The 19,687-nt window shown below is 46.3% G+C and carries 18 protein-coding genes; 12 read left to right on the forward strand and 6 right to left on the reverse strand.

Translation table 11 applies throughout. From position 1 onward, the window contains the following. Positions 1 to 14: 14 nt before the first annotated feature. Both rsgA and aguA read right to left on the reverse strand, forming a co-directional pair. Positions 15 to 992, reverse strand: coding sequence for a GTPase RsgA (gene rsgA / locus J8N69_RS13760; RefSeq protein ID WP_168823273.1), 978 nt, complete (start codon positions 990 to 992; stop codon positions 15 to 17). 287 nt (positions 993 to 1,279) lie between these two features. Next, positions 1,280 to 2,377, reverse strand: coding sequence for an agmatine deiminase (aguA, locus tag J8N69_RS13765; RefSeq protein WP_168823275.1), 1,098 nt, complete (start codon positions 2,375 to 2,377; stop codon positions 1,280 to 1,282). A gap of 462 nt (positions 2,378 to 2,839) precedes the next feature. On the opposite strand from aguA, the gene J8N69_RS13770 reads away from it, so the two are divergent. Next, entirely contained in the window at positions 2,840 to 3,145 is a 306-nt protein-coding gene (locus tag J8N69_RS13770) for a hypothetical protein (RefSeq protein WP_168823277.1), read from the forward strand. A gap of 141 nt (positions 3,146 to 3,286) precedes the next feature. Here the strand turns inward: J8N69_RS13770 and J8N69_RS13775 are convergent, their stop codons facing one another. Continuing rightward, positions 3,287 to 4,636 (reverse strand): sigma-54 interaction domain-containing protein, encoded by a 1,350-nt coding sequence (locus tag J8N69_RS13775; protein ID WP_168823279.1) that lies wholly within the window; start codon positions 4,634 to 4,636, stop codon positions 3,287 to 3,289. A gap of 154 nt (positions 4,637 to 4,790) precedes the next feature. Here J8N69_RS13775 and J8N69_RS13780 point away from each other — a divergent pair, with 154 nt between their 5' ends. After that, on the forward strand, positions 4,791 to 5,261 hold the full coding sequence (locus J8N69_RS13780) for a hypothetical protein (protein WP_168823281.1): 471 nt from the start codon (positions 4,791 to 4,793) through the stop codon (positions 5,259 to 5,261). Positions 5,262 to 5,333: 72 nt separating this feature from the next. Here J8N69_RS13780 and J8N69_RS13785 read toward each other — a convergent pair whose 3' ends face one another. Both J8N69_RS13785 and hisA read right to left on the reverse strand, forming a co-directional pair. Further along, complete coding sequence (locus tag J8N69_RS13785; RefSeq protein WP_168823282.1) at positions 5,334 to 5,993, reverse strand: hypothetical protein; 660 nt, start codon at positions 5,991 to 5,993, stop codon at positions 5,334 to 5,336. Positions 5,994 to 6,268: 275 nt separating this feature from the next. Beyond that, complete coding sequence (gene hisA, locus J8N69_RS13790; RefSeq protein ID WP_168823285.1) at positions 6,269 to 7,045, reverse strand: phosphoribosylformimino-5-aminoimidazole carboxamide ribotide isomerase; 777 nt, start codon at positions 7,043 to 7,045, stop codon at positions 6,269 to 6,271. A gap of 188 nt (positions 7,046 to 7,233) precedes the next feature. Between hisA and arfB the strand changes: the two genes are divergently transcribed. The 6 genes from arfB (at position 7,234) to J8N69_RS13820 (ending at position 14,148) form a co-directional block, all read left to right on the forward strand. Further along, positions 7,234 to 7,650 carry an alternative ribosome rescue aminoacyl-tRNA hydrolase ArfB gene (gene arfB / locus J8N69_RS13795; protein ID WP_168823287.1) on the forward strand — a complete coding sequence of 139 codons (417 nt, stop codon included), beginning with the start codon at positions 7,234 to 7,236 and terminating at the stop codon, positions 7,648 to 7,650. A 227-nt stretch (positions 7,651 to 7,877) separates the two neighbouring features. Further along, entirely contained in the window at positions 7,878 to 9,452 is a 1,575-nt protein-coding gene (locus tag J8N69_RS13800) for a cytochrome ubiquinol oxidase subunit I (RefSeq protein WP_168823289.1), read from the forward strand. Between the two features lies 1 nt (position 9,453). Beyond that, entirely contained in the window at positions 9,454 to 10,590 is a 1,137-nt protein-coding gene (gene cydB / locus J8N69_RS13805; RefSeq protein ID WP_168823291.1) for a cytochrome d ubiquinol oxidase subunit II, read from the forward strand. Positions 10,591 to 10,641: 51 nt separating this feature from the next. Then, the gene (gene cydX, locus J8N69_RS13810) at positions 10,642 to 10,752 is read left to right on the forward strand and encodes a cytochrome bd-I oxidase subunit CydX (protein WP_168823293.1); all 111 of its coding nucleotides are present in this window, start codon (positions 10,642 to 10,644) and stop codon (positions 10,750 to 10,752) included. 5 nt (positions 10,753 to 10,757) lie between these two features. Next, positions 10,758 to 12,521, forward strand: a complete 1,764-nt coding sequence (gene cydD / locus J8N69_RS13815; RefSeq protein WP_168823295.1) for a thiol reductant ABC exporter subunit CydD — start codon at positions 10,758 to 10,760, stop codon at positions 12,519 to 12,521. Next, entirely contained in the window at positions 12,493 to 14,148 is a 1,656-nt protein-coding gene (locus J8N69_RS13820; RefSeq protein WP_168823297.1) for an amino acid ABC transporter ATP-binding/permease protein, read from the forward strand. Before cydD ends, J8N69_RS13820 begins: the two co-directional genes overlap by 29 nt. A 62-nt stretch (positions 14,149 to 14,210) precedes the next feature. Here J8N69_RS13820 and J8N69_RS13825 read toward each other — a convergent pair whose 3' ends face one another. Then, complete coding sequence (locus tag J8N69_RS13825; RefSeq protein WP_168823299.1) at positions 14,211 to 14,648, reverse strand: DUF3010 family protein; 438 nt, start codon at positions 14,646 to 14,648, stop codon at positions 14,211 to 14,213. Between the two features lie 335 nt (positions 14,649 to 14,983). On the opposite strand from J8N69_RS13825, the gene J8N69_RS13830 reads away from it, so the two are divergent. The 4 genes from J8N69_RS13830 to J8N69_RS13845 all read left to right on the forward strand — a co-directional run bounded on the left by J8N69_RS13830 (position 14,984) and on the right by J8N69_RS13845 (position 19,601). Then, positions 14,984 to 16,222, forward strand: coding sequence for a pyridoxal-phosphate-dependent aminotransferase family protein (locus J8N69_RS13830; protein ID WP_168823301.1), 1,239 nt, complete (start codon positions 14,984 to 14,986; stop codon positions 16,220 to 16,222). Between the two features lie 323 nt (positions 16,223 to 16,545). Beyond that, positions 16,546 to 17,538 carry a Bug family tripartite tricarboxylate transporter substrate binding protein gene (locus J8N69_RS13835; RefSeq protein WP_168823498.1) on the forward strand — a complete coding sequence of 331 codons (993 nt, stop codon included), beginning with the start codon at positions 16,546 to 16,548 and terminating at the stop codon, positions 17,536 to 17,538. Between the two features lie 100 nt (positions 17,539 to 17,638). Next, complete coding sequence (locus tag J8N69_RS13840) at positions 17,639 to 18,079, forward strand: tripartite tricarboxylate transporter TctB family protein (protein ID WP_168823304.1); 441 nt, start codon at positions 17,639 to 17,641, stop codon at positions 18,077 to 18,079. 1 nt (position 18,080) lies between these two features. Then, on the forward strand, positions 18,081 to 19,601 hold the full coding sequence (locus tag J8N69_RS13845) for a tripartite tricarboxylate transporter permease (protein WP_168823306.1): 1,521 nt from the start codon (positions 18,081 to 18,083) through the stop codon (positions 19,599 to 19,601). The last annotated feature ends 86 nt before the right edge of the window (positions 19,602 to 19,687 follow it).

Consider the following 19,687-nt stretch of genomic DNA (forward strand, 5'->3'; position numbering starts at 1 on the left):
GATCGCTCTTAATATTACTCGGCAGAGCTGTGTTTGCGCGCGCGTATGTCTGATTGTGCGCTACGATAGAACTTTTCCTGTGGTTTCGATCTGGTTACTTGATCATTATCACTGTCTTCGTTACGCAGTAACATAAAGTCAGCCACACGTTGAGTATCTAAGCGGTTGGCTTTAACCGCGCCTTTAATGGCGCAACCTGGTTCACCTTGGTGGTGGCAATCACTGAAACGGCAGTCTTTTTCCAATGCAATAATGTCGGCAAAGTTAGCAATAGCACTGCTGTCGAACTGTGCAATCTGTCGCTCGCGCATGCTTTTTGTGTCGAGCAAGATAGCACCAGAGGGCATGATTTTTAAGGCGCCAGACTCACCAATGTTTTTAGGGGTTGTGCCTTCTTCAGCGGTTTGCATTAGCGTGTTGATTAAAGCGGACTTACCTGAGCCGACTGCGCCAAGCAAGGCAATGGTTTTGCCTTTTTTAAGGAAGGGCGATAAGCAGCGTAAGCTATTAGCATCCAAGGCGTTCACGGTTTCAACTATCAGCAAGGGATCCAGTTTTTCCACTAGAGCGCGTTTTTCAGCGGCGTCGTCACTTAAGTCTGCTTTTGTGAGTACAACAACGGCGTTGGCTTGGGCGTCATGGGTCATCTCTAAATAGCGTTTGATCAGCGCCAAATTGAAATCTTGATTGAGCGCACAGATTAAAAACACCGTGTCGATATTGGACGCACTGTTTTCAAATATCGAGCTGGGTTCTAAAAGGCGCAAAAAGTGGTGTTCGGTGTCTGTTACCACCCAATCACCTACCGTCATGGTGGGCGTCTCTGAATTGCTTTCTAAAGTAAACAATCCGAACTCACTAGCAAGCTCATATTGACTGCCTTTTTGAGCGCAGATACGAGCAATACGGTTAGACTCTAAATCATCCAATGATAACTGTTGTTGAAAGTAAGCCTGCCAGCCTAACTCCAATAAAGTGAACGTGGAATCCATTAATATTACCCCAAGCGAAATACGCCATCGTAAATAAGAAGCAACATGCTTCAATTGGTACAACCGAACATAAATATATTTTATGTTCTAGCCAGAAAATACACTCACACCAATGTGTTATCACTCATTTATACAAGGTGCTCAGTAACGAGATTAGCACAGTGTGAGTGCTCTACAAACAGAAATATCATGGTCATAAAGACGGCCTATTTTTGATGTTTTTAAAGGCAAATTGCAACACAATATTTGTTACTAAACGATAACGGAATTCAATCATTTGAATGCCTTTAAATGGCATGTTTTTTCGGTACTTGCTGAGTAATGCAATGAATGTTTCCGCCACCGAGTAATATGTTTCTCGCAGGCACACCAATAACCTGATGATTCGGAAACGCGCCTTGTAGAATCTGTTTCGCTTGCTCGTCGGTGTTGTCGTCAAGTAATGGAAACACGATGCCTTCATTACAGATTAAAAAATTGGCGTAAGAGGCGGCAAGGCGTTCGCCCACTTGGCGATTCATATAAGGGCTTTCAGTTAGGTTTTTGGCTTCGTCTGCTGAGACAAAAAGCGGCCCCGGCAGTGGCAGTTTGATGATCTCCAGTGTTCGTCCCTTTGCATCGGTGGTTTGGCTTAATACGCGCAACGCATCTTGGCTAATGGCATATTGCGGGTCGTTTGGGTCGTTGCAATCGGTTAGGGCGACCACACCGGGGCGAATCACGTGCAGGATATTGTCGATATGACCGTTGGTTTCGTCGTTGAATAATCCGTTTTTTAGCCAGATGATTTTTTCGACGTTCAAATAGACTTTTAATAAATCTTCAATGTCTGCCTTGCTTAAATCTGGGTTCCGGCTTGGATGAAGCAAACACTCCTCTGTTGTATACAGGGTGCCTTCGCCATCCACATGAATAGAGCCGCCTTCTAAAATCAAGGGCGCTTCATAAACATAATCGCCTGTGATGGCGGCCATTTTTTCTGCCACGGCATTGTCTTGTTGCCAAGCATCGTATAAGCCGTCTAATTCGCCTCCCCATGCGTTAAACTGCCAGCTATTGGCTCGGCGTTCGCCCTGATCGTTCACCACATAAGTGGCGCCTATGTCGCGCATCCAGCAATCGTCAGAAGGGATTTCAATTAACCGTATGTGATCGGGTAGAGCAGAGCGTGCTTGTTGGTAATGAGCCGCACCAACAATAAAGGTGACTGGCGTGAACTTAGCAATGGCGGACGCCACGGCAACAAACTCTGGTTGAGCGTATTTGCCTTTTTCGCGCCAGTTGTCTTCGCGGGTGGGCCAAGCCATCCAAACTTGCTCTTGCGGCTCGTGTTCTGCTGGCATGCGAAAGCCGTCTAGTATAGGGGAGGTATACAGTGCGCTCATAAGTGATCCTTAATCATGCTTTGTTTCAGGCAAGGGCGTTGTGCCAATTCAATGAGAGATACGCAAATCTAATGAGAGATACGCAAATCTAATGAGAGATGCGCCAATTCTATGGGAGATGCGCAAACATTCAAGCGGATTTTTGTCTATTTCGCGCTGTCTGAACCACATTGTTTGCGTCTTTACCCTTCCTAGACGGAAATTGTTACCGAGGGGATTTGTAAAAACTACGTGTTGGCGATGGGAGGTACAAAGAGATGTTGCTTTGGTTTTTTGGAAAGTTATTAAATATCAATGGTTTAGTGTGTTTTTATAAAGTTGGCACAACCTTCGCAATAGTCTAATGGAAATCAACGATTAAGCGCAGAAAGTATTTGCTTAGCTTGTTGAGTTGATCATTTGGGAGCGGCCGCTAGGGCCAATTTCTCCCGATATTTTAAACACTAAATGGAGGTTACCATTATGAATATTAAACGCACTCTACTCAATACCGCTTTGGTTCTTGTTACGGCCGCGACACTAGCGGCATGTGGTCAAGATGCTGAAGATAATAAAGTAGAAGATGCTATGTCCAATACGGGTGATGCAATAGAGCAAACCATGGATGATGCGGGTGATACTTTAAATAATGCAGGTAACGCGGTAGAAGACGCCATGACCGACACGGGTAACGCCGTTGAAGACACCATGACCGACACAGGTAATGCGGTTGAAGATGCGTGTGAAGACGCGAAAGAAGGTATGAACGCCAAAGACACTGATTGCTAAGCTGAAGAGAAAAAAGGCCGAATAGATCGGCCTTTTTTCTGGCATTTTGCTTTGAGTAACGGATGTTAGGCAACGAAAATGGAATGACGAGCAATAGATAGTAACCCAACAAATCGCAAGCAAATTGACTGAACACAAGTGCTATAAAAAATCCATCTGTTCATATTTTTCGAGCTTGTTGTAAAGGGTTTTGATGCTAATGCCCAGCTGATTCGCCGTATCGGTTTTATTACCATCGTTCTTTTTTAGAGTTTTGAGTATGGCGATTTTTTCTATGTCGTCTAGACGCATTCCTGTCGGTACGCCACGGCTTGCGTCGTTTTTCGTCTGATCATTGACATCATCGGTGATAAGGTGTTCTGGATGAATGACATTGTCAGCAAGAATATAGGCGCGTTCAATGGCGTGTTTGAGTTCCCTCACATTGCCGGGCCAAGAGTAACGGCCAATTTTTTCTAGGCTTGGTGTAGAAAGCTGTTTACGTTGGCCATCTTGAGTATTGCGGTAAGCCAAAAAGTGTTGCGCAAGGCCACAGGTGTCACCGTCGCGGTCTCTGAGTCTTGGCGCCATAATGGGGAATTGTGCCAAACGAAAATACAGGTCTTCACGAAAAATTTCGTCACGAATCGCCTCTTTCAACGCACGATTGGTGGCCGCAATAATTCGTACGTTGGCCATTTTTACGTGTTGAGCGCCAACCGGTTTGTATTCACCGCTTTCGAGTACTCTTAATAGTTTAACTTGTTGCTCGTAGGGCATTTCGGTGACTTCGTCTAAAAATAGCGTGCCACCTTCGGCTTGTTCGAAGACGCCTTGATGATCTTTGTGGGCTCCGGTAAAAGCGCCTTTGACGTGACCAAATAATTCGCTGTCGATGAGTTCTGGGCTTAGGGCGCCGCAGTTGATCGCCACAAACGGACCTTCTGCTCGTTGGCTAAAAACGTGCAAGGTGTTAGCGATCAACTCTTTGCCTGTGCCGCTTTCGCCAATGATAAACGCGTTGGCGTTGGTGGTAGCGACTTTACGAATGGTGCGATAAAGCGAGTGCATGGCCGTAGACGAGCCAACTAACAAGCCAAATTGATCCAGATAGCTGGTTTGTGTGCTGATGCTTTCGTGAGAAGGGTTGAGTTCGCAAAAGACTTCTTCTAATGAAGATTGAATCAGCTTGATATTAAAGGGCGCACGATAGTGAAAACCAGCGCCTTTACGCATCAGGCAATCCAGTATCGGATCCGGTGTTCCTTGGCTAAAAAATAAAAATTCTGTTTTATAAAGGACAGGGCTATTAATCAGGGCTTTTAACGCGCTGTCATGCAAGGAGTTGACTTCAATCAGAGCGACATCACATTGGGCGCTGGTGAGCTGCTCTAGCCAGCTTTCACCCTGATGGCTAAGGTTAAGCTCGTATTGTCGAACGCTTTGTAGTGACAGTAGATTTGAAGCTAATAATGGGTCTTGAACATGCATAAACAGCTTTGGTGAAGACATTATTATTTTCCCTAATTTGATCATGGATTTTATAGCGTCATGGAATCATAGGGTGATAAGTCTGTCCTAGTCTTTTGCGGTAACTTTGCATTAAACACGGTCTTAATTATCCTTATTTGCACAAAGTTCACCCTTTTTTGAAAGGAAGCAGAACATGCTTGATGATTGTTTTTTCGCCAAAGAGCCACACCAAAATACGGACTCGCGTATTTTGTGTGATCTATTATCCATGTGCTTTGATGGTTTTTTTGCCAATGCCGCATTATGCCGTCGTGTTGGTAACACCCTGGATCAGCATGTTTTTAAAAAAGTGTCGTCTTTATATTGTCGCTTGGCTGAACAGTTGTTGCTTAACGTCGGGGCTTTGCCTGAAGACACCGGTACCATGAACCCCGAACCGGGTTATGTTGCCAAAGCGTATTTGTCGGCGCTGAACGCACCAGAAAAACACCTGCCCAATCGGGTGATGTTGGTGAATTGCCAAGTGGTAAAACGATTAGGGAAAATGGCTTGTAGATTAAGGGATCGACGACTTGCCTATACCCTAATAGACGATATAACCTGCCTTCAGGTGCTGTTGGACAAGGTGCGGCACAAAAGAGCGGCGGCTAAGCTTGAAGGATAACGACCTTGAGGAATGCGACGACGGACCTAAAAGCCGTGCTAAGCGTTTGTACCTTTAGGCCGCTGGCGATCTTTATTCTTCGATAATTCGGTAGTCTAGCTTACCAACAACAGTGCCTTGCTTGCTGTGTGTTGGAACCTCAAAGCTTGCGCTGTTTTTTGCTTTATTGGGATTGATCACGCTGATTACTTGGTCATTGATAATAAGCTGGTACTTTTCCGAAAAGGTAATCTGTAAGTCTTCTGATAGCGGGCTTTCAAACAGAAGATTGTCTTTTAAGCGAATGACTCGGCTTTCCCCTCTAATCCATTGGCCAACAAGAGGTTGTGCCTTAAAGGTGCTTTTGTCGCCATTGACTGTCGCTTCTGACAAAAAGATACGAATCAAATCGCCTTTTAAAGGGGATTTCTGTCTATTGTCTACGCGCGCATTTAAGACCGCAATCTCGGTATTTGTTTTGCTGATGTAATGGCGCAGCTGCTGGTTTTGGTTATGGATTTCGGTCTCTGTTAAGGCGTCTGTCGTAGCGACTAGGTTAGGGCGATCTTGTGCGCTTCCTGTACGGCTTTGTATTTCTTCATAATGGCTTTTAGCGCGCTGGATTTGCTCATCTAATTGCGCTTTGGCTTCGATCAAAGTGGTTTTCTTTGTTGAATTAGTGGCGTCGTCCTGATGTGTTTTAGGTGTGATTTCCTCTGTTTGTGGGAAATGTAATTCTTGTGATGTTGGCATCGAGCATGCGCTGAGAAAAAGCGTTGCAAGTAAAAGGCCTGTGCGAAATGTAGGCATTGAATCATCCTAAGATAAGGGCAAAAAATAAGTAGCGCAAGTATGCGTCATGGGAGGAGGGATGTCGAGTCGAAGTGACACCGTCCGCTTATGCTTGAGGCTTTAGTGTGGTGACTTTTGCCCATGATAAAGGGGGTGTTAATGTGATCTAAAATTCCCTTTATCATGGGCTATGAGGCATCTGTTCTATCAGGTAGACGGCAATTAAACGGTAATGATTAAACGGCAATGCGATTATTTTGAGACTGGTTCCATAAAATGCATTCGTCTAATGTCACACCTTTGCCGCCAAAAATATCCAAGGCGCTGCCGATGGTTAAATCGACTTTTCCATTGGATAATTCATGCACGCGCTTTAAGTCTGCTAGGGAGCGCGCGCCTCCAGCGTAAGTCACAGCAACAGGGCAGCCTTGACCGAGAAGCGTGACTAAGTCTTCATCGATGCCCGCTTGCAAACCTTCCACGTCCGCCGCGTGAATAAGAAATTCGTCGCAGTGGTTGGCCAGTTCGATTAAATTTTCTTGATTGACTTGTGTCGAGGTAATGGTTTGCCAGCGATCTGTGGCAATGTACCAGCCGTCTTTTGTACGGCGACAACTCAAATCCAGTACCAATCGATCGGTGCCTGTTTCACGCTTGATCTTATCTAAGCGATCCCATGAAAACTCGCCGTTTTCAAACAAATAAGAGGTGACAATAACATGAGACGCCCCAGCGGCTAGATAGCTTGCTGCATTGCTGTCTTTAACGCCGCCGCCAAATTGTAAACCATTAGGATAAGCGCGAAGGGCGCTTAACGCCTCTTCTTGGTTGCCTTTACCTAACGCAATAACGTGTCCGCCAGTGAGGCCATGTTCACGATACATATTGGCATAATGTTCGGCGTTGTGTTCACTGATAAAATTCTCTGTGGCGCCTTTGTCATTGAGGCTTCCACCTACAATTTGCTTAACCTTGCCTTGGTGCAGATCGATACAAGGACGGAACTGGGTCACAAAAAACTCCTACTATTAGTTTGAATAAAAAAGCATTTGAATAAAAAAGCATTTGAATAAAAAAGCGTTCGAATAAAAAAGCGATTGTAACTGAAAACCTGCCTATAAACGATGTGCCAAAGCATATACTTACTAAGCCTGTTATAATCCCTGTCCATTTAAATAGAGAGACATATAACGCAATTATTATGCTGCAAATTACCCTCGCCGTAGCGATCCCAGACCACGAAATTGAATTAACCGCCATTCGAGCGCAAGGCGCAGGCGGACAGAATGTCAATAAGGTCTCTTCTGCTATTCACCTTAGGTTCAATGTCGCCAGTTCTTCTTTGCCGGAATTTTACAAAGAACGTTTGCTGGCGTTAAGTGACTCTCGCCTGACCAAAGACGGCGATATTGTGATTAAAGCACAGCAGCATCGCACTCAAGAACTGAATCGAGAAGACGCGCTGGCGCGTTTAAAAGCGCTCATACTCGAAGCAGTTCGTGTGCAAAAAGCCCGACGACCCACCAAGCCATCACGTTCCTCGCAGAGAAAGCGCGTCGATCAAAAAAAGCAAAAAGGCCAAATTAAAAGTTTAAGACGCGGTAATTGGGACTCGTAAAAAGACAACGGCTCTTACTTATACTTTTTCTTTCTTTCATTTTTTGCCCTTCACTCTCTTTATCTTGATCTAACGCAATGTTTTAAATCGGAACTGCACTCATAATCCTGACTTATAGTAAGCCCCAAAAGGTTTGGGACTTCGGTGGGCGTTAGATAATAAGAACACGGCAATAAGACGTGTCTGCAATCGCCTTTTTTTCAATCAAATGAATGGGTTGAAGTCATATGATTAACGAAGCTGTAGTGGATTTATCGCGCTTTCAGTTTGCTTTCACGATTATGTATCATTATTTATTTGTCCCTTTAACACTGGGGTTGGCTTTTTTACTGGCGATCATGGAGTCCGTCTATGTGATTACAGGTAAGCAAGTTTACAAAGATATGGTGAAATTCTGGGGCAAATTGTTTGGGATTAACTTTGCCTTAGGGGTGACGACCGGTTTGACGATGGAGTTCCAGTTCGGGACGAACTGGTCTTACTATTCTCACTATGTGGGGGATATTTTCGGGGCACCTTTGGCCATTGAAGGTTTGATGGCTTTCTTCCTTGAATCGACCTTGGTGGGTTTGTTCTTCTTTGGTTGGGATCGCCTGAGTAAAGTGAAGCATTTAATGGTGACTTGGGGCGTGGCGCTAGGCTCTAACCTCTCTGCGCTGTGGATCTTGATTGCCAACGGTTGGATGCAAAACCCAGTAGGGTCTGAGTTCAATTATGAAACCATGCGCATGGAGCTGGTGGATTTTGGCGCGTTGATTTTGAACCCAGTAGCACAAGTGAAATTTGTCCACACCGTGTCTGCAGGTTATGTCACGGGGGCGATTTTCGTTCTGGTTATTTCTAGTTACTACCTGCTTAAAGGTCGTGACCTTGCTTTTGCGCGTCGTTCTTTTGCTATCGCTTCAGCGTTTGGCTTGGCGTCTATTTTAAGTGTGATTGTCTTAGGTGATGAGTCTGGTTATGAATTAGGCGAAGTGCAAAAAGTGAAATTGGCGGCGGTTGAAGCAGAGTGGGAAACTCAGGAAGCGCCTGCAGATTTCACCTTGATTGGCTTTCCGAACCAAGCACTTGAAGAGACGGAGTTCGCGCTGAAAATCCCTGGACTGATGGGCATTATCGCGACACGCTCGTTAGACGAGGAAGTGATGGGGATCAAAGACCTGAAAGAGCATAACCGTCAGCGCATTATCAACGGTATCTATGCGAATCAGCTACTTGCACAACTTCGTGATGGATCGACAGACCCTTTAGTGAAAGAAAACTTTGAGAAAGTCAAAGGCGATCTTGGCTATGGTTTGCTGGTCACAGCCTTCAATGAGGACATCAATAAAGTGACCTCAGAGGAAATTGACATGGCGGTCGATTACTCTATTCCTCAAGTGGCGCCCTTGTTCTTTGCCTTTCGTATCATGGTTGCCTGTGGCTTTATTATGCTGTTTCTGTTTGCGGCGGCTTTCTATCAAAATGCGCGCCGTCGCATTGGTCAGAACCGCTGGTTCTTAAAGCTGATTATGTTAAGCCTACCTTTGCCGTGGATTGCGAATGAAACGGGTTGGTTTGTTGCTGAATATGGCCGCCAGCCATGGGCGATTGGTGAAATCCTCCCGGTTCATGTGGCGGTTTCTAACTTAACAGCGACAGAAATTTGGATAACGATCGCAGGTTTTGCCGTGTTGTATACCGCTTTCTTGATCGCCGAGATGTATTTAATGATTCGTTTTGCTAAGCAGGGGCCTTCCAGTTTGCACACAGGTCGCTATGCACTTGAACAAGAAACGTCTCAGCTAAAGCAGGGGGTGTAAGATGGATTACGAATTATTAAAAGTCATTTGGTGGGTGTTGATCGGTGTTTTGCTGATTGGTTTCTCTGTGACAGATGGTTTCGATATGGGCGTGGGAAGCTTGTTAAAAGTGATTGGCGGCACAGATTCTGAGCGCCGTATCATGATTAACTCGATTGCGCCCCATTGGGATGGCAACCAAGTGTGGTTTATCACCGCAGGCGGTGCGTTATTTGCCGCTTGGCCTGTGGTGTACGCGACGTCTTTCTCTGGTTTCTATTTTGCGATGATGTTGGTATTGGCGGCGTTATTCTTCCGTCCAATCGGTTTCGATTATCGCTCTAAGCTAGAAAATTCGACATGGCGTACGAGTTGGGACTGGGGCATCGTGTTTGGCTCTGCGGTACCGCCGATTATTTTCGGTGTGGCTTTTGGCAACTTGTTGCAAGGGGTGCCGTTTGAGTTTGACCAATATTTACGTGTGACTTATACCGGTTCTTTCTTTGGCTTATTGAACCCCTTTGCGATTCTTTGTGGCTTGGTCAGCTTAATGATGCTGATGACACAAGGCGGCGCTTGGTTGCAGATGAAAACAGACGGCAACTTGCACCGTAAAGCCTGTATAGCCACAACAGTAACAGGCACTTTGGCGGCGGTTTTCTTTATTATCGCAGGCATCTGGTTAGCATACGGCATTGATGGTTATGTGCTTACCAGCGTCATTGACGGTAATAAAGTCATGACACCATTGATGAAAACAGCGGAAGTACAAGCCGGAGCTTGGTTAGCCAACTACGATAAAGTTCCTGCGCTTATGTTAGCGCCGATTATGGGCATTGCGGGCATGTTGGTGGCCGCGTTGGCCGGTGTGATGAAAAAAGGTGCCTTGGCGTTCTTGAGTTCATCGCTTGGTATTACGGGGATTATTGTCACTGCGGGTGGATCGATGTTCCCCTTCTTGATGCCATCTTCAAGCTACCCAAGCATGAGTTTGACCATGTGGGATGCCACATCAAGTGAAAACACCATGATGATTATGTTTGTGGTCGCTTGCATCTTTGTACCGGTTGTTCTGGCTTACACTTTGTGGAGTTACTTGGTGATGTTTGGTCGTGTGACGAAGAAACACATTGAAGAAAACGAACACTCGCTTTATTAGTCATTAATTACCAAAGATGGGGCCATTGAGCCTCATCTTGTAGGAGACGTTATGTGGTATTTTGCTTGGATATTAGGGGTTTTATTGGCCTGCTCATTCGGTATTATTAATGCGGTATGGCTAGAATTTAAGGGCTATGAAGGCGAAGAGGAGCAGAAGTAATCGTGATGGCGGGAGTGAAGGCAGCACAGAAGACTCGTCAGCCTAGTCGAATCAAAACACCAGAAGTGGCCTTTCTAGGCCAATTAGCCCGACAGCAATCGGCAAAGTATCGACTCGCGCAAGGTTTTGCTGTGTTGTTCGCGGTGTCTTTGGTGTTGCAGGCTTGGGCGCTGGCAAAGGTGTTTTCAGACATGGCGCTGTCGCAGTCTTTTTCCTTGTCTTTTTTAGTGATTGCTTTGTCTGCTGTGTTGTTACGGGCGTTGGCGAATTTTGGCCGAGAGCGGATTTGTACCAGCGCAAGTCGTGACATTCGTTACGGCTTGCGCCGCAAACTGGTGTCGCATCTGACCGAGCTTGGGCCCGCGCGTTTAAGAATCGAAGAAGACGCCGCGCTTTCTACGCGGGTTTATGAGCAAGTCGATGCGTTAGACGACTTCTTTAGTCGCTATAAACCGCAAGTGTTTATGGTGATGTTAATCCCTTGCGTGATTTTACTCTCTGTCGTCTCCATTTCTTGGATCGCATTTTTCGTTTTTATGATGACGGCACCGTTAGTGATTGTGTTTATGGTCTTTGTCGGTCACAAAGCCGCACAAGCCAATCGTCGTCAGTTTAGTGTTCTCGCCATGCTGTCGAATCAGTTTATGGATTTGAGTCAGGGATTGGCCGAATTAAAACGCCTCAATCGTACTGATCAAGCCAGAGAGCGCTTGTCTGATAGCGCCAGTGCTTATCAGAAAACCACCATGGGCGTGTTGGTATTGGCGTTTTTATCCACCGCTACTCTTGAGCTTTTTGCGTCATTGTCGATTGCTATGGTGGCGCTGTATTTAGGCTTGGGGTTGTTGGAAATATTGCCCTGGCAAGTTGGCTCTTCCCCTGTGACCTTGACGCAGGCCATGTTTCTTTTGCTGCTGGCTCCTGAGTTTTATCTGCCACTGCGCCAGCTTGGCAATGACTACCACGCCAAGCAAAAAGCCGAAGCCGCGGCGACCGATTTATTAGAAATTCTTGATACGCCCGTGCATGGCGCTTCTTCACCAGAAGAGAGGGGTTCTGCTGCTGAATCGAATAATGCTGCAATGGTTAATCAACTCAGGTCTATCCGCTTTCAGCATCTAAGCTGGCGTGATACTGGCCGTTACCGATTTGCTCCCATTAGTGCAACGATTAAACAAGGTGAGCGAATTTGGTTGAGCGGCGAATCTGGGGTGGGTAAATCCAGTGTATTGCATTTGTTATTGGGCTTTGAAGAGGATTATCAAGGCGAGTTTTGGGTTAATGACAAGCCGTTTGCTGAGGTGGATTTGGCCGATTGGCGTGCCAAGTTAGCTTGGTTGCCGCAGACGCCTGAGTGGGTCAATGGCAGTATTCGTCGCAATCTACTGCTGGGGATTGAGACGCCAACCGAAGCAACCTTGCGGACAGCGTTAATCGAAAGTCAGTGCGATGAATTTATTGATGTTTTGCCGGCAGGGTTGGACACCAAACTCACCGAACTGGGGGCTGGGCTTTCTGGTGGGCAAATGCAGCGTCTTTCTATTGCTAGAGCCTTATTGTCAAAGGCCGATCTTTGGTTGCTAGACGAGCCTTGTTCTGGGTTGGATAAAGACACCGCACAAGCGGTGCTGGCGACGTTAAAGCGTGCCTCAAAAGGCAAAACCCTATTGATCGTCAGTCATGATACTCACCCAATACTTTGGGTCGACAAACATTGGGTTTTAACCAAAGGAGGTCTGCATGAGCAACCGGTCCAAGCTATCGCTTAAACGCCTTTTACTGGCCAGCCCTTGGGGATTTAGTCTTCCGGTGGTGATGGGGGTTGCGGCCAGTTTAGCCGGTGTGGCGTTACTGGGAATTTCGGGGTGGTTCATCTCGGCAACAGGCTTGGCCACCGCCATGGGCGTTGGCATTGTGTTTAACTATTTAACCCCTGGTGCCATTATTCGTTTTATGGCGATTCTTCGTACGGCGGGGCGTTATGGTGAGCAGGTGAGTGCCCACAATCATTTGTTGGGATTGCTGCGTCTCTTACGTCTTTGGGTATGGGATCAGCGTGTTGCCAACGACTCGGCCAATTTGTACGCACAAAGCCGAGGTGATTTATTACAGCGTTTAGTCAGTGACCTTGATCAAATTATTCGTTGGCCCTTGGTGGTCTTTTTACCTTGGGTATACGCGTTATTGGCCTATGTTGCCGTCGCTATTTTGGCGTATGTTATTTCCCCCATATTGCTTTGGCCATTGGTGATTTCCGGCACTTTACAGGTTGTCATCGTGCCGTATGTGTGTGGGCATTTTGCTCGCCATGCGGTGCACGTTGGACAGATTTTAGGGGTTCATCGCCGCAGCCGTTTTGTGAGTTTGTTTTCAGCCTTAATTACCTTGACCATTCGTGGTCATTGGCAAGATTACGCACAACGCCTTGATGAACTGGATGAACGCCAACGCAGAACAGAAATTCGTATTCAACAGGCGGTGAGTCTCGGTCGTTTGCTGTCTTATGGCGTCACTATTGTCCTACTTGCCAGCAGCTTTTATTTGCTCAGTGACTTCAACGAAGACACTAAGCGTTGGGCGTTGATAGACGGCGTGCAAGGCACTTGGGTCGTCGGTTTTGTCTTATCAATATTGGCCGTCAATGAACTGGTGTTGCCACTGGTGCAATCCTTCGTCGCGCAAGGTCAATCTCAGGTTGGCCTACGTCGCTTGAACCAACTGCAGCAAAACGCCCAAGCGCAAGCAGACAGCAAAATAGACCGCATTCATTACATGGCATTCAAGCATTGGCGCGGTTTTTATGCGCCCAGCGGCATGGGTAGTAACGCCATTGATTTTAGTGTGAAGACAGGTGAATCCATCTGGCTTCGTGGTGCCAGCGGCGTTGGGAAATCGACCTTGTTGGCCGCTATGGCGGGCGATTGTTTATCATCGGGTGAGGCGCTGATTAATCATCAATCATGTGATCTATATGGCAATCAGTGTTATCAATCGCAGCTAGGCTACTTGCCACAAACCCCCTATATTTTCCAGCAAAGCATCGCCGCAAACCTGTTACTTGGCGATCCTGCGGCAACCGACGAACAACTCTGGGCTGTCCTTGACGCCGTCGCCTTGGCCGATTGGGCAAAAAGCCTCCCCAGTGGACTGGAAACCTTGCTCAGCGCTCAAGGGCGCAACCTCTCTGGCGGACAACGAAAACGCCTCGCGTTGGCGCGTCTTCTTTTAAGGCAGACGCCGGTTTTACTATTAGACGAACCCTTTGATGGACTCGACAAAGCCACTATCGAAAGGATTTGTTACTCACTAGAAAACCACTACAAGCCCGATATTTTAATGCTCGTTAGTCATGTTGGTAGCCGCCTTGGCGACAACGCAAGAGTCATCGAGCTTTAGACCTTATTGCCTTCCCTTTGCTTTATAGGGAAGGCGTCATCTTGGCAATAGGCTGTTGATGTTTAGGCTTCTGTAATGTGCTCAGAAAGTGCGGCATAAGCAACGGTGAAGGCGCCTTCTTGGAACGCGCGTAAGCCGGTTGCTTTAAATGGAATGGGCATTGGGTTGTGTTGCAGAATGTCTTTGGTTTTGGCGCCACTAAACAAATCGACCTGAACGTTATCAATCAATTGGATCGCGGCTTCGATCTTGAAGCCCACTGAGGCGCCAGCGAATTTGCCTTTGGTGGGGCGTTCACGAATAACGGCTCTTTTGACTTTGTAATCTTCAAAGAGTTTTTTCAGCATAAACTGAAATTTGCGTAGGCTTTCGCTGTCGTTTGGGTTGTTTAAAGTGTGTCGAGTTTGGCGACAATCGGCGATTTGAAACAGTCCGTCTTGTTTGGACAGTAGGCAAAGAATCACTTCGCTGCTTTTTATTTCGATACCACAAGTAATCATAACGGGATCCTGAATAGGGAATTTCGCGCATTATCGCACAGTTCATTGAGATCTTGCAGAGTAAAAAATACTGCTTGCTGAAATGGAAACACGTCAGATCTAAGGCGAAATTGAAGGCTTGTGGTTTATTACACTCTTTTCAGTTTACGACCTCTTATTATTCAAAGGGATATTGTACTATTGCGAGATATTATTTTGCTAAAACGTATTTTTCGATATTTTCTACTGTGAAAGCGTGAAAATACGCTTTTTGCCGTAGAAATGTTTTTTTTCAACTTTGACCGTTTTTTTAATTCTAACCGTTTTTTAATTTTAACTAATAAGGGCTGCATAAAATGACCGCTTCCTCGCCAATGGGTATTCCTCGTCCCCAGGTGAAATCGTTAGATGACATTCTTCCACATGAACCTTTGTTAATGATGGGCGCAGGCCCTGTGCCTATTCCTGAGCGTGTCGCCAAGGCCAATTCGGTGGTGATTAATCACCTTGGCAGTGTGATGGCGCAGGTGATTGGGCAGGTAAAAGCCATGGCGCGTTATGTGTTTCAAACGGAATCTAAATGGGTGCTTGGTGTAGCGGGACCGGCTTCTGCCGCGATGGAGATGGCGGTGGCGAATTTATTGCAACCGGGCGAGCGTGTTTTATGTATCAACAATGGTTTTTTTAGTCATCGTATGGCGGAAATGGCGACGCGAATGGGGGCCGATGTGCATGAGCTGCATGTTGGCGTTCATGAAGCAGCGGACCCAGAGCGCGTTCGCAAGGCCATTGAGGAAACGCGACCAAAAGTGTTAACGCTGGTGCAAGGTGAAACCTCGAATACGGTGTTTAATCACACGCTAGAGGAGATCACCCGAATTGCCAAGTCTTATGGGTGTTTGGTGGTGGTGGATGCCGTTTGTACGCTCAGTACCATGCCGCTGAAAATGGATGCGTGGCAGGTGGATGTGGTGATTACAGGGGGGCAAAAGGGCTTATCATCTATCCCCGGTGTGTCATTGTTGGTGTTTTCTGACGAGGCGTGGGCGGCGGTGAAGAGTCGTACCAAGCCAACGGTTCAGTGGTGCTTTGATGCGCAATTGGCAGAGAATTTTTGGCACAACGATGGCTACCATTATACGGCGCCAGTGTCTGGTATTATGGCTTTGCATGAAGCCTTAAAGTTGGTATGCGATGAGACATTAGAACAGCGTTTTTCTCGTCATTTGCGCTGCTCTAAAGCGTTGCAGGCGGGGGTTGAAGGGATGGGATTAGAGTTGTTTATTCCGCCAGCGTCACGTTTAAACTCTGTGGTTGGTATCAATATTCCAGAAGGGCTGACGGCGCAGAAGATTTGTCGTCATATTTCCGAAATGTATCGAGTGGAAATTGCCGGTTCGTTTGGCCAGCCAATTGTGCGCATTGGCCAAATGGGTGAGCAGTGCCGCGAGCACAACTTGTTCCGTACTTTGCATGCGTTGGGCAGCACGATGCGTGATTTGGGGGTGAAAGTAGACCAACCAAACGGTATGGCGGAAATGGAAAGCTATTTACAGCGTGTGTCGCGTAATGCTGATCAGATTCAGGTGGCTTAATTTGGCGGCTTAAAACAAAGCGCTGCTGTTTCGCGTCAGACTCGGTGCCCTTAATGGCTTTTTAGCGGTTGAGGGCATTTTTTTGACTGGTTGGTTCGCACTTTGTTGTTGGCAATGTGCTTTGTTGTTGGATGTACTTTGTTGTTGGATGTTCTTTAAATTGTCGAAAGTGCGCTTTATTTGCATGATTTTGGTAAAAACTTACTTTCTGACAGGGTGGTGACAGGTTTGACAGGTAATGTCTGTTGATCGAGTTTTCTAGAATCTGCATTTTAGGAGCTTGAATGGCTAACAACAAAAAAAACAACAAGCAGGAGATAACCATGCTTAATACCCTTTCTTTGAAGTCTATTCTTATTTCTGGCGCTATCGCATTGACTGTTGCAGGTCAGGCACATGCCTATGAACCCGCTCGTAGTGCTGAATGTATTGCGCCAGCAAACCCTGGTGGTGGCTGGGATTTTACGTGTCGTAGTGTGGGTAGAGTCTTGGTTGATCAAGGATACTTCAAAGGTAATGTTCAGACGGTAAACATGACGGGCGCTGGCGGCGGTGTGGCTTTTGCTCATACTATCAGCAAACGCGACACAGATAATAATCTGATTGTGGCTGCAAGTACGGCAACCACTACTCGTCTTGCCCAAGGCCAATTCCCAGGTATGAATTCCGAGCAGGTAAAATGGATCGGAACATTGGGTGCGGATTACGGCATCATTGCCGTAGGCAAAGATTCACAATACACCTCACTTAACCAATTGTTGAACGCGCTGAAAAAAGACCCAGGCGCGGTTAAATTTGCAGGCGGTAGTGCTTCTGGTGGCTGGGATCATTTAAAAGTATTGATGACAGCGCAAAAAGCCAATGTCACTAATTTACCGAAAGTTCGTTACCTTGCTTTTAGCGGTGGTTCTGAAGCCTTGGTTCAAGTGGTTGGCGGACACGTTGATGCCTTTACGGGTGATATTTCTGAAGTAAAAGGCTTCATGGATTCCGGTGATTTACGTGTTCTAGCGGTGCTTTCTGAAGAGCGTCTACCGGCTCCATTCGATGCGATTCCAACGGCGATGGAACAGGGCATTGACTCTGTTGCACCAAACTGGCGTGGATTTTATATGCCTGGAAACTCGAGTGCAGAGTCTTATGATTGGTGGGTAAAAACCATGGATGAGCTTTACACAACAAAAGAGTGGGAAGACATTATGGTTAAAAATGGTGTGATGCCGTTCCATAAGTCTGGTGAAGACTTTACTCAGTTTGTTAACAACCAAATTCTAGACATTCAAGTTTTATCTAAAGACATCGGTTTGATTAAATAATTTTGAACCGCTATTTGGAGGGGGTATTTGTTTTGACACCGTGGCCCCTCCTGTTTTTACTGATTCCTCCCCTTTTGATTAATTAACATGGAGCAGAGACATGCGTATTAACGATCGTGTGTTTGGCATGCTGATGCTGATTCTTGCCGTTGCCTACGGCTGGGAAGCGACGCAATTCCCCATTCCTTTTGGTGGACACGAAAGTGTCGGACCTGAAACCTTTCCTATTATGCTATCCATCATTTTAGGCATTAGCTCAATCTATATGATTGTTCGTCCTGATCCAGATGAGAAATGGGCGCCATCTGCTATGTTGATTGAACTTAGTATTGTGGTGCTTGCCATGCTTGCTTTTGCATGGGCGATTGAACCGGTTGGTTTTATGCCTGCTGCGGCGCTTGTGGTGAGTTTTTTAAGTTGGCGTATGGGAGCAAGTATTGCTAAGAGTCTTATCACGGGTGTGACAAGTTCTGTGGTTATCTTCTTCCTTTTCAATAATGTGCTAGAACTAGCACTGCCTCTAGGTCTATTGGAGTTTTAATATGGATACTATGAGCTTATTAATGCAAGGCTTTGCGGTCGCATTAACGCCAGAAAGTATTATGTTTGCGGTGATCGGTGCCATATTAGGTACGCTTATCGGCGCTTTACCCGGTCTTGGCCCCGCTAATGGTGTGGCTATTTTGATCCCGTTGGCATTCAGTTTAGGTTTGTCACCGACGTCTTCTCTTATTTTGTTAACCTCTGTTTATGCGGGTGCCATGTACGGCGGTCGTATTTCGTCTATCTTGTTGAATATTCCGGGTGACGAACCTGCGATGATGACTTGTTTAGATGGTTATCCGATGGCGGTAAAAGGCAAAGCGGCAGAGGCCTTGGCTATTTCTGCGATTGCGTCTTTTATTGGTAGTTTTATTGCGACGATTGGTCTGGTTATTCTCGCGCCCATTTTAGCCAAGTTTGCCTTGAGATTTGGGCCTTCTGAATACTTTGCTTTGTTCGCCTTGGCGTTTGCGACCTTGGGCGGTATCACAGGTAAAAACCAATTTAAGACGTTAATGGCGGCGGCGATTGGTTTGATGATTGCGTCTGTCGGGATTGATATTTCAACGGGCGTACAACGGTTTACGTTTGGCACCTTAGAGCTATTTGAAGGCGTCGATTTTATTATTGCGATTGTGGGCTTGTTTGCCATCAGTGAGTTGTTGTTTTTCTTGGAACGTCACGCGGGTGATGGTCTAAAACAAATCGCGGTTAACAAGTTAAAATTAAGCGCAAAAGACATTATTCAAGTATTACCGGCTTCTTTTCGCGGTGCGGTATTGGGTTTCGTTGCGGGTGTGTTACCCGGTGCAGGGGCGTCCTTAGGCAGCTTTGTTAGTTATACACTAGAGAAGCGTTTTTCTGACAAAGGCGAGTTTGGTAAAGGTGATCCACGCGGTGTCGCGGCGCCAGAAGCAGGCAATAATGGGGCGGCATCGGGCGCCCTTGTGCCTATGCTTACCTTGGGTGTACCTGGAAGTGGCACGACAGCGGTATTGTTGGCGATGTTAGTATCGTTAAATATTTCACCGGGCCCTATGTTATTCCAACAAAACGCGGATCTGGTTTGGGGTGTTATCGCGGCGATGTTTGTGGGTAACTTCGTGTTGCTATTGTTAAACATTCCGATGGTGGGGATTTTCGTTAAGCTATTGAGTATTCCACCTAAGTACTTGATGCCAATCGTTACCTTGATTGCGTCTGTGGGTATTTATTCGGTGAGCCATAGTGCGCTAGATTTGTATTTCATGGTGGGTTTCGGGGTATTGGGTTATATTTTCCGTAAAATCGATATTCCATTAGTGCCGATCATTCTGGGTATGTTGCTTGGGCCTGAAATGGAGAAAAGTCTTCGTCATGCCTTGGTGCTTTCAGATGGTGATTGGACGGTACTGTTTAATAGCGGCTTGAGTATTGGTCTTTGGACTGTGGCGATGTTGGGTTTGATTTTGCCCATGATCATTGGTCCTATGGTTCGTGCTAAAATGGCAAGAGCAAAAATCTCTGAAAAAGACGATTAGATCGACCAAAGATTGGCTGCTATTGTTCCTTGTAAGTGGTTACTATTCAGTGATTGCTGTTTAAGTGGCGACAATATAAGCAATAA

Origin of the sequence: Marinomonas profundi (genome assembly GCF_020694005.1) — a bacterium.
GTDB classification, from domain to species: domain Bacteria; phylum Pseudomonadota; class Gammaproteobacteria; order Pseudomonadales; family Marinomonadaceae; genus Marinomonas; species Marinomonas profundi.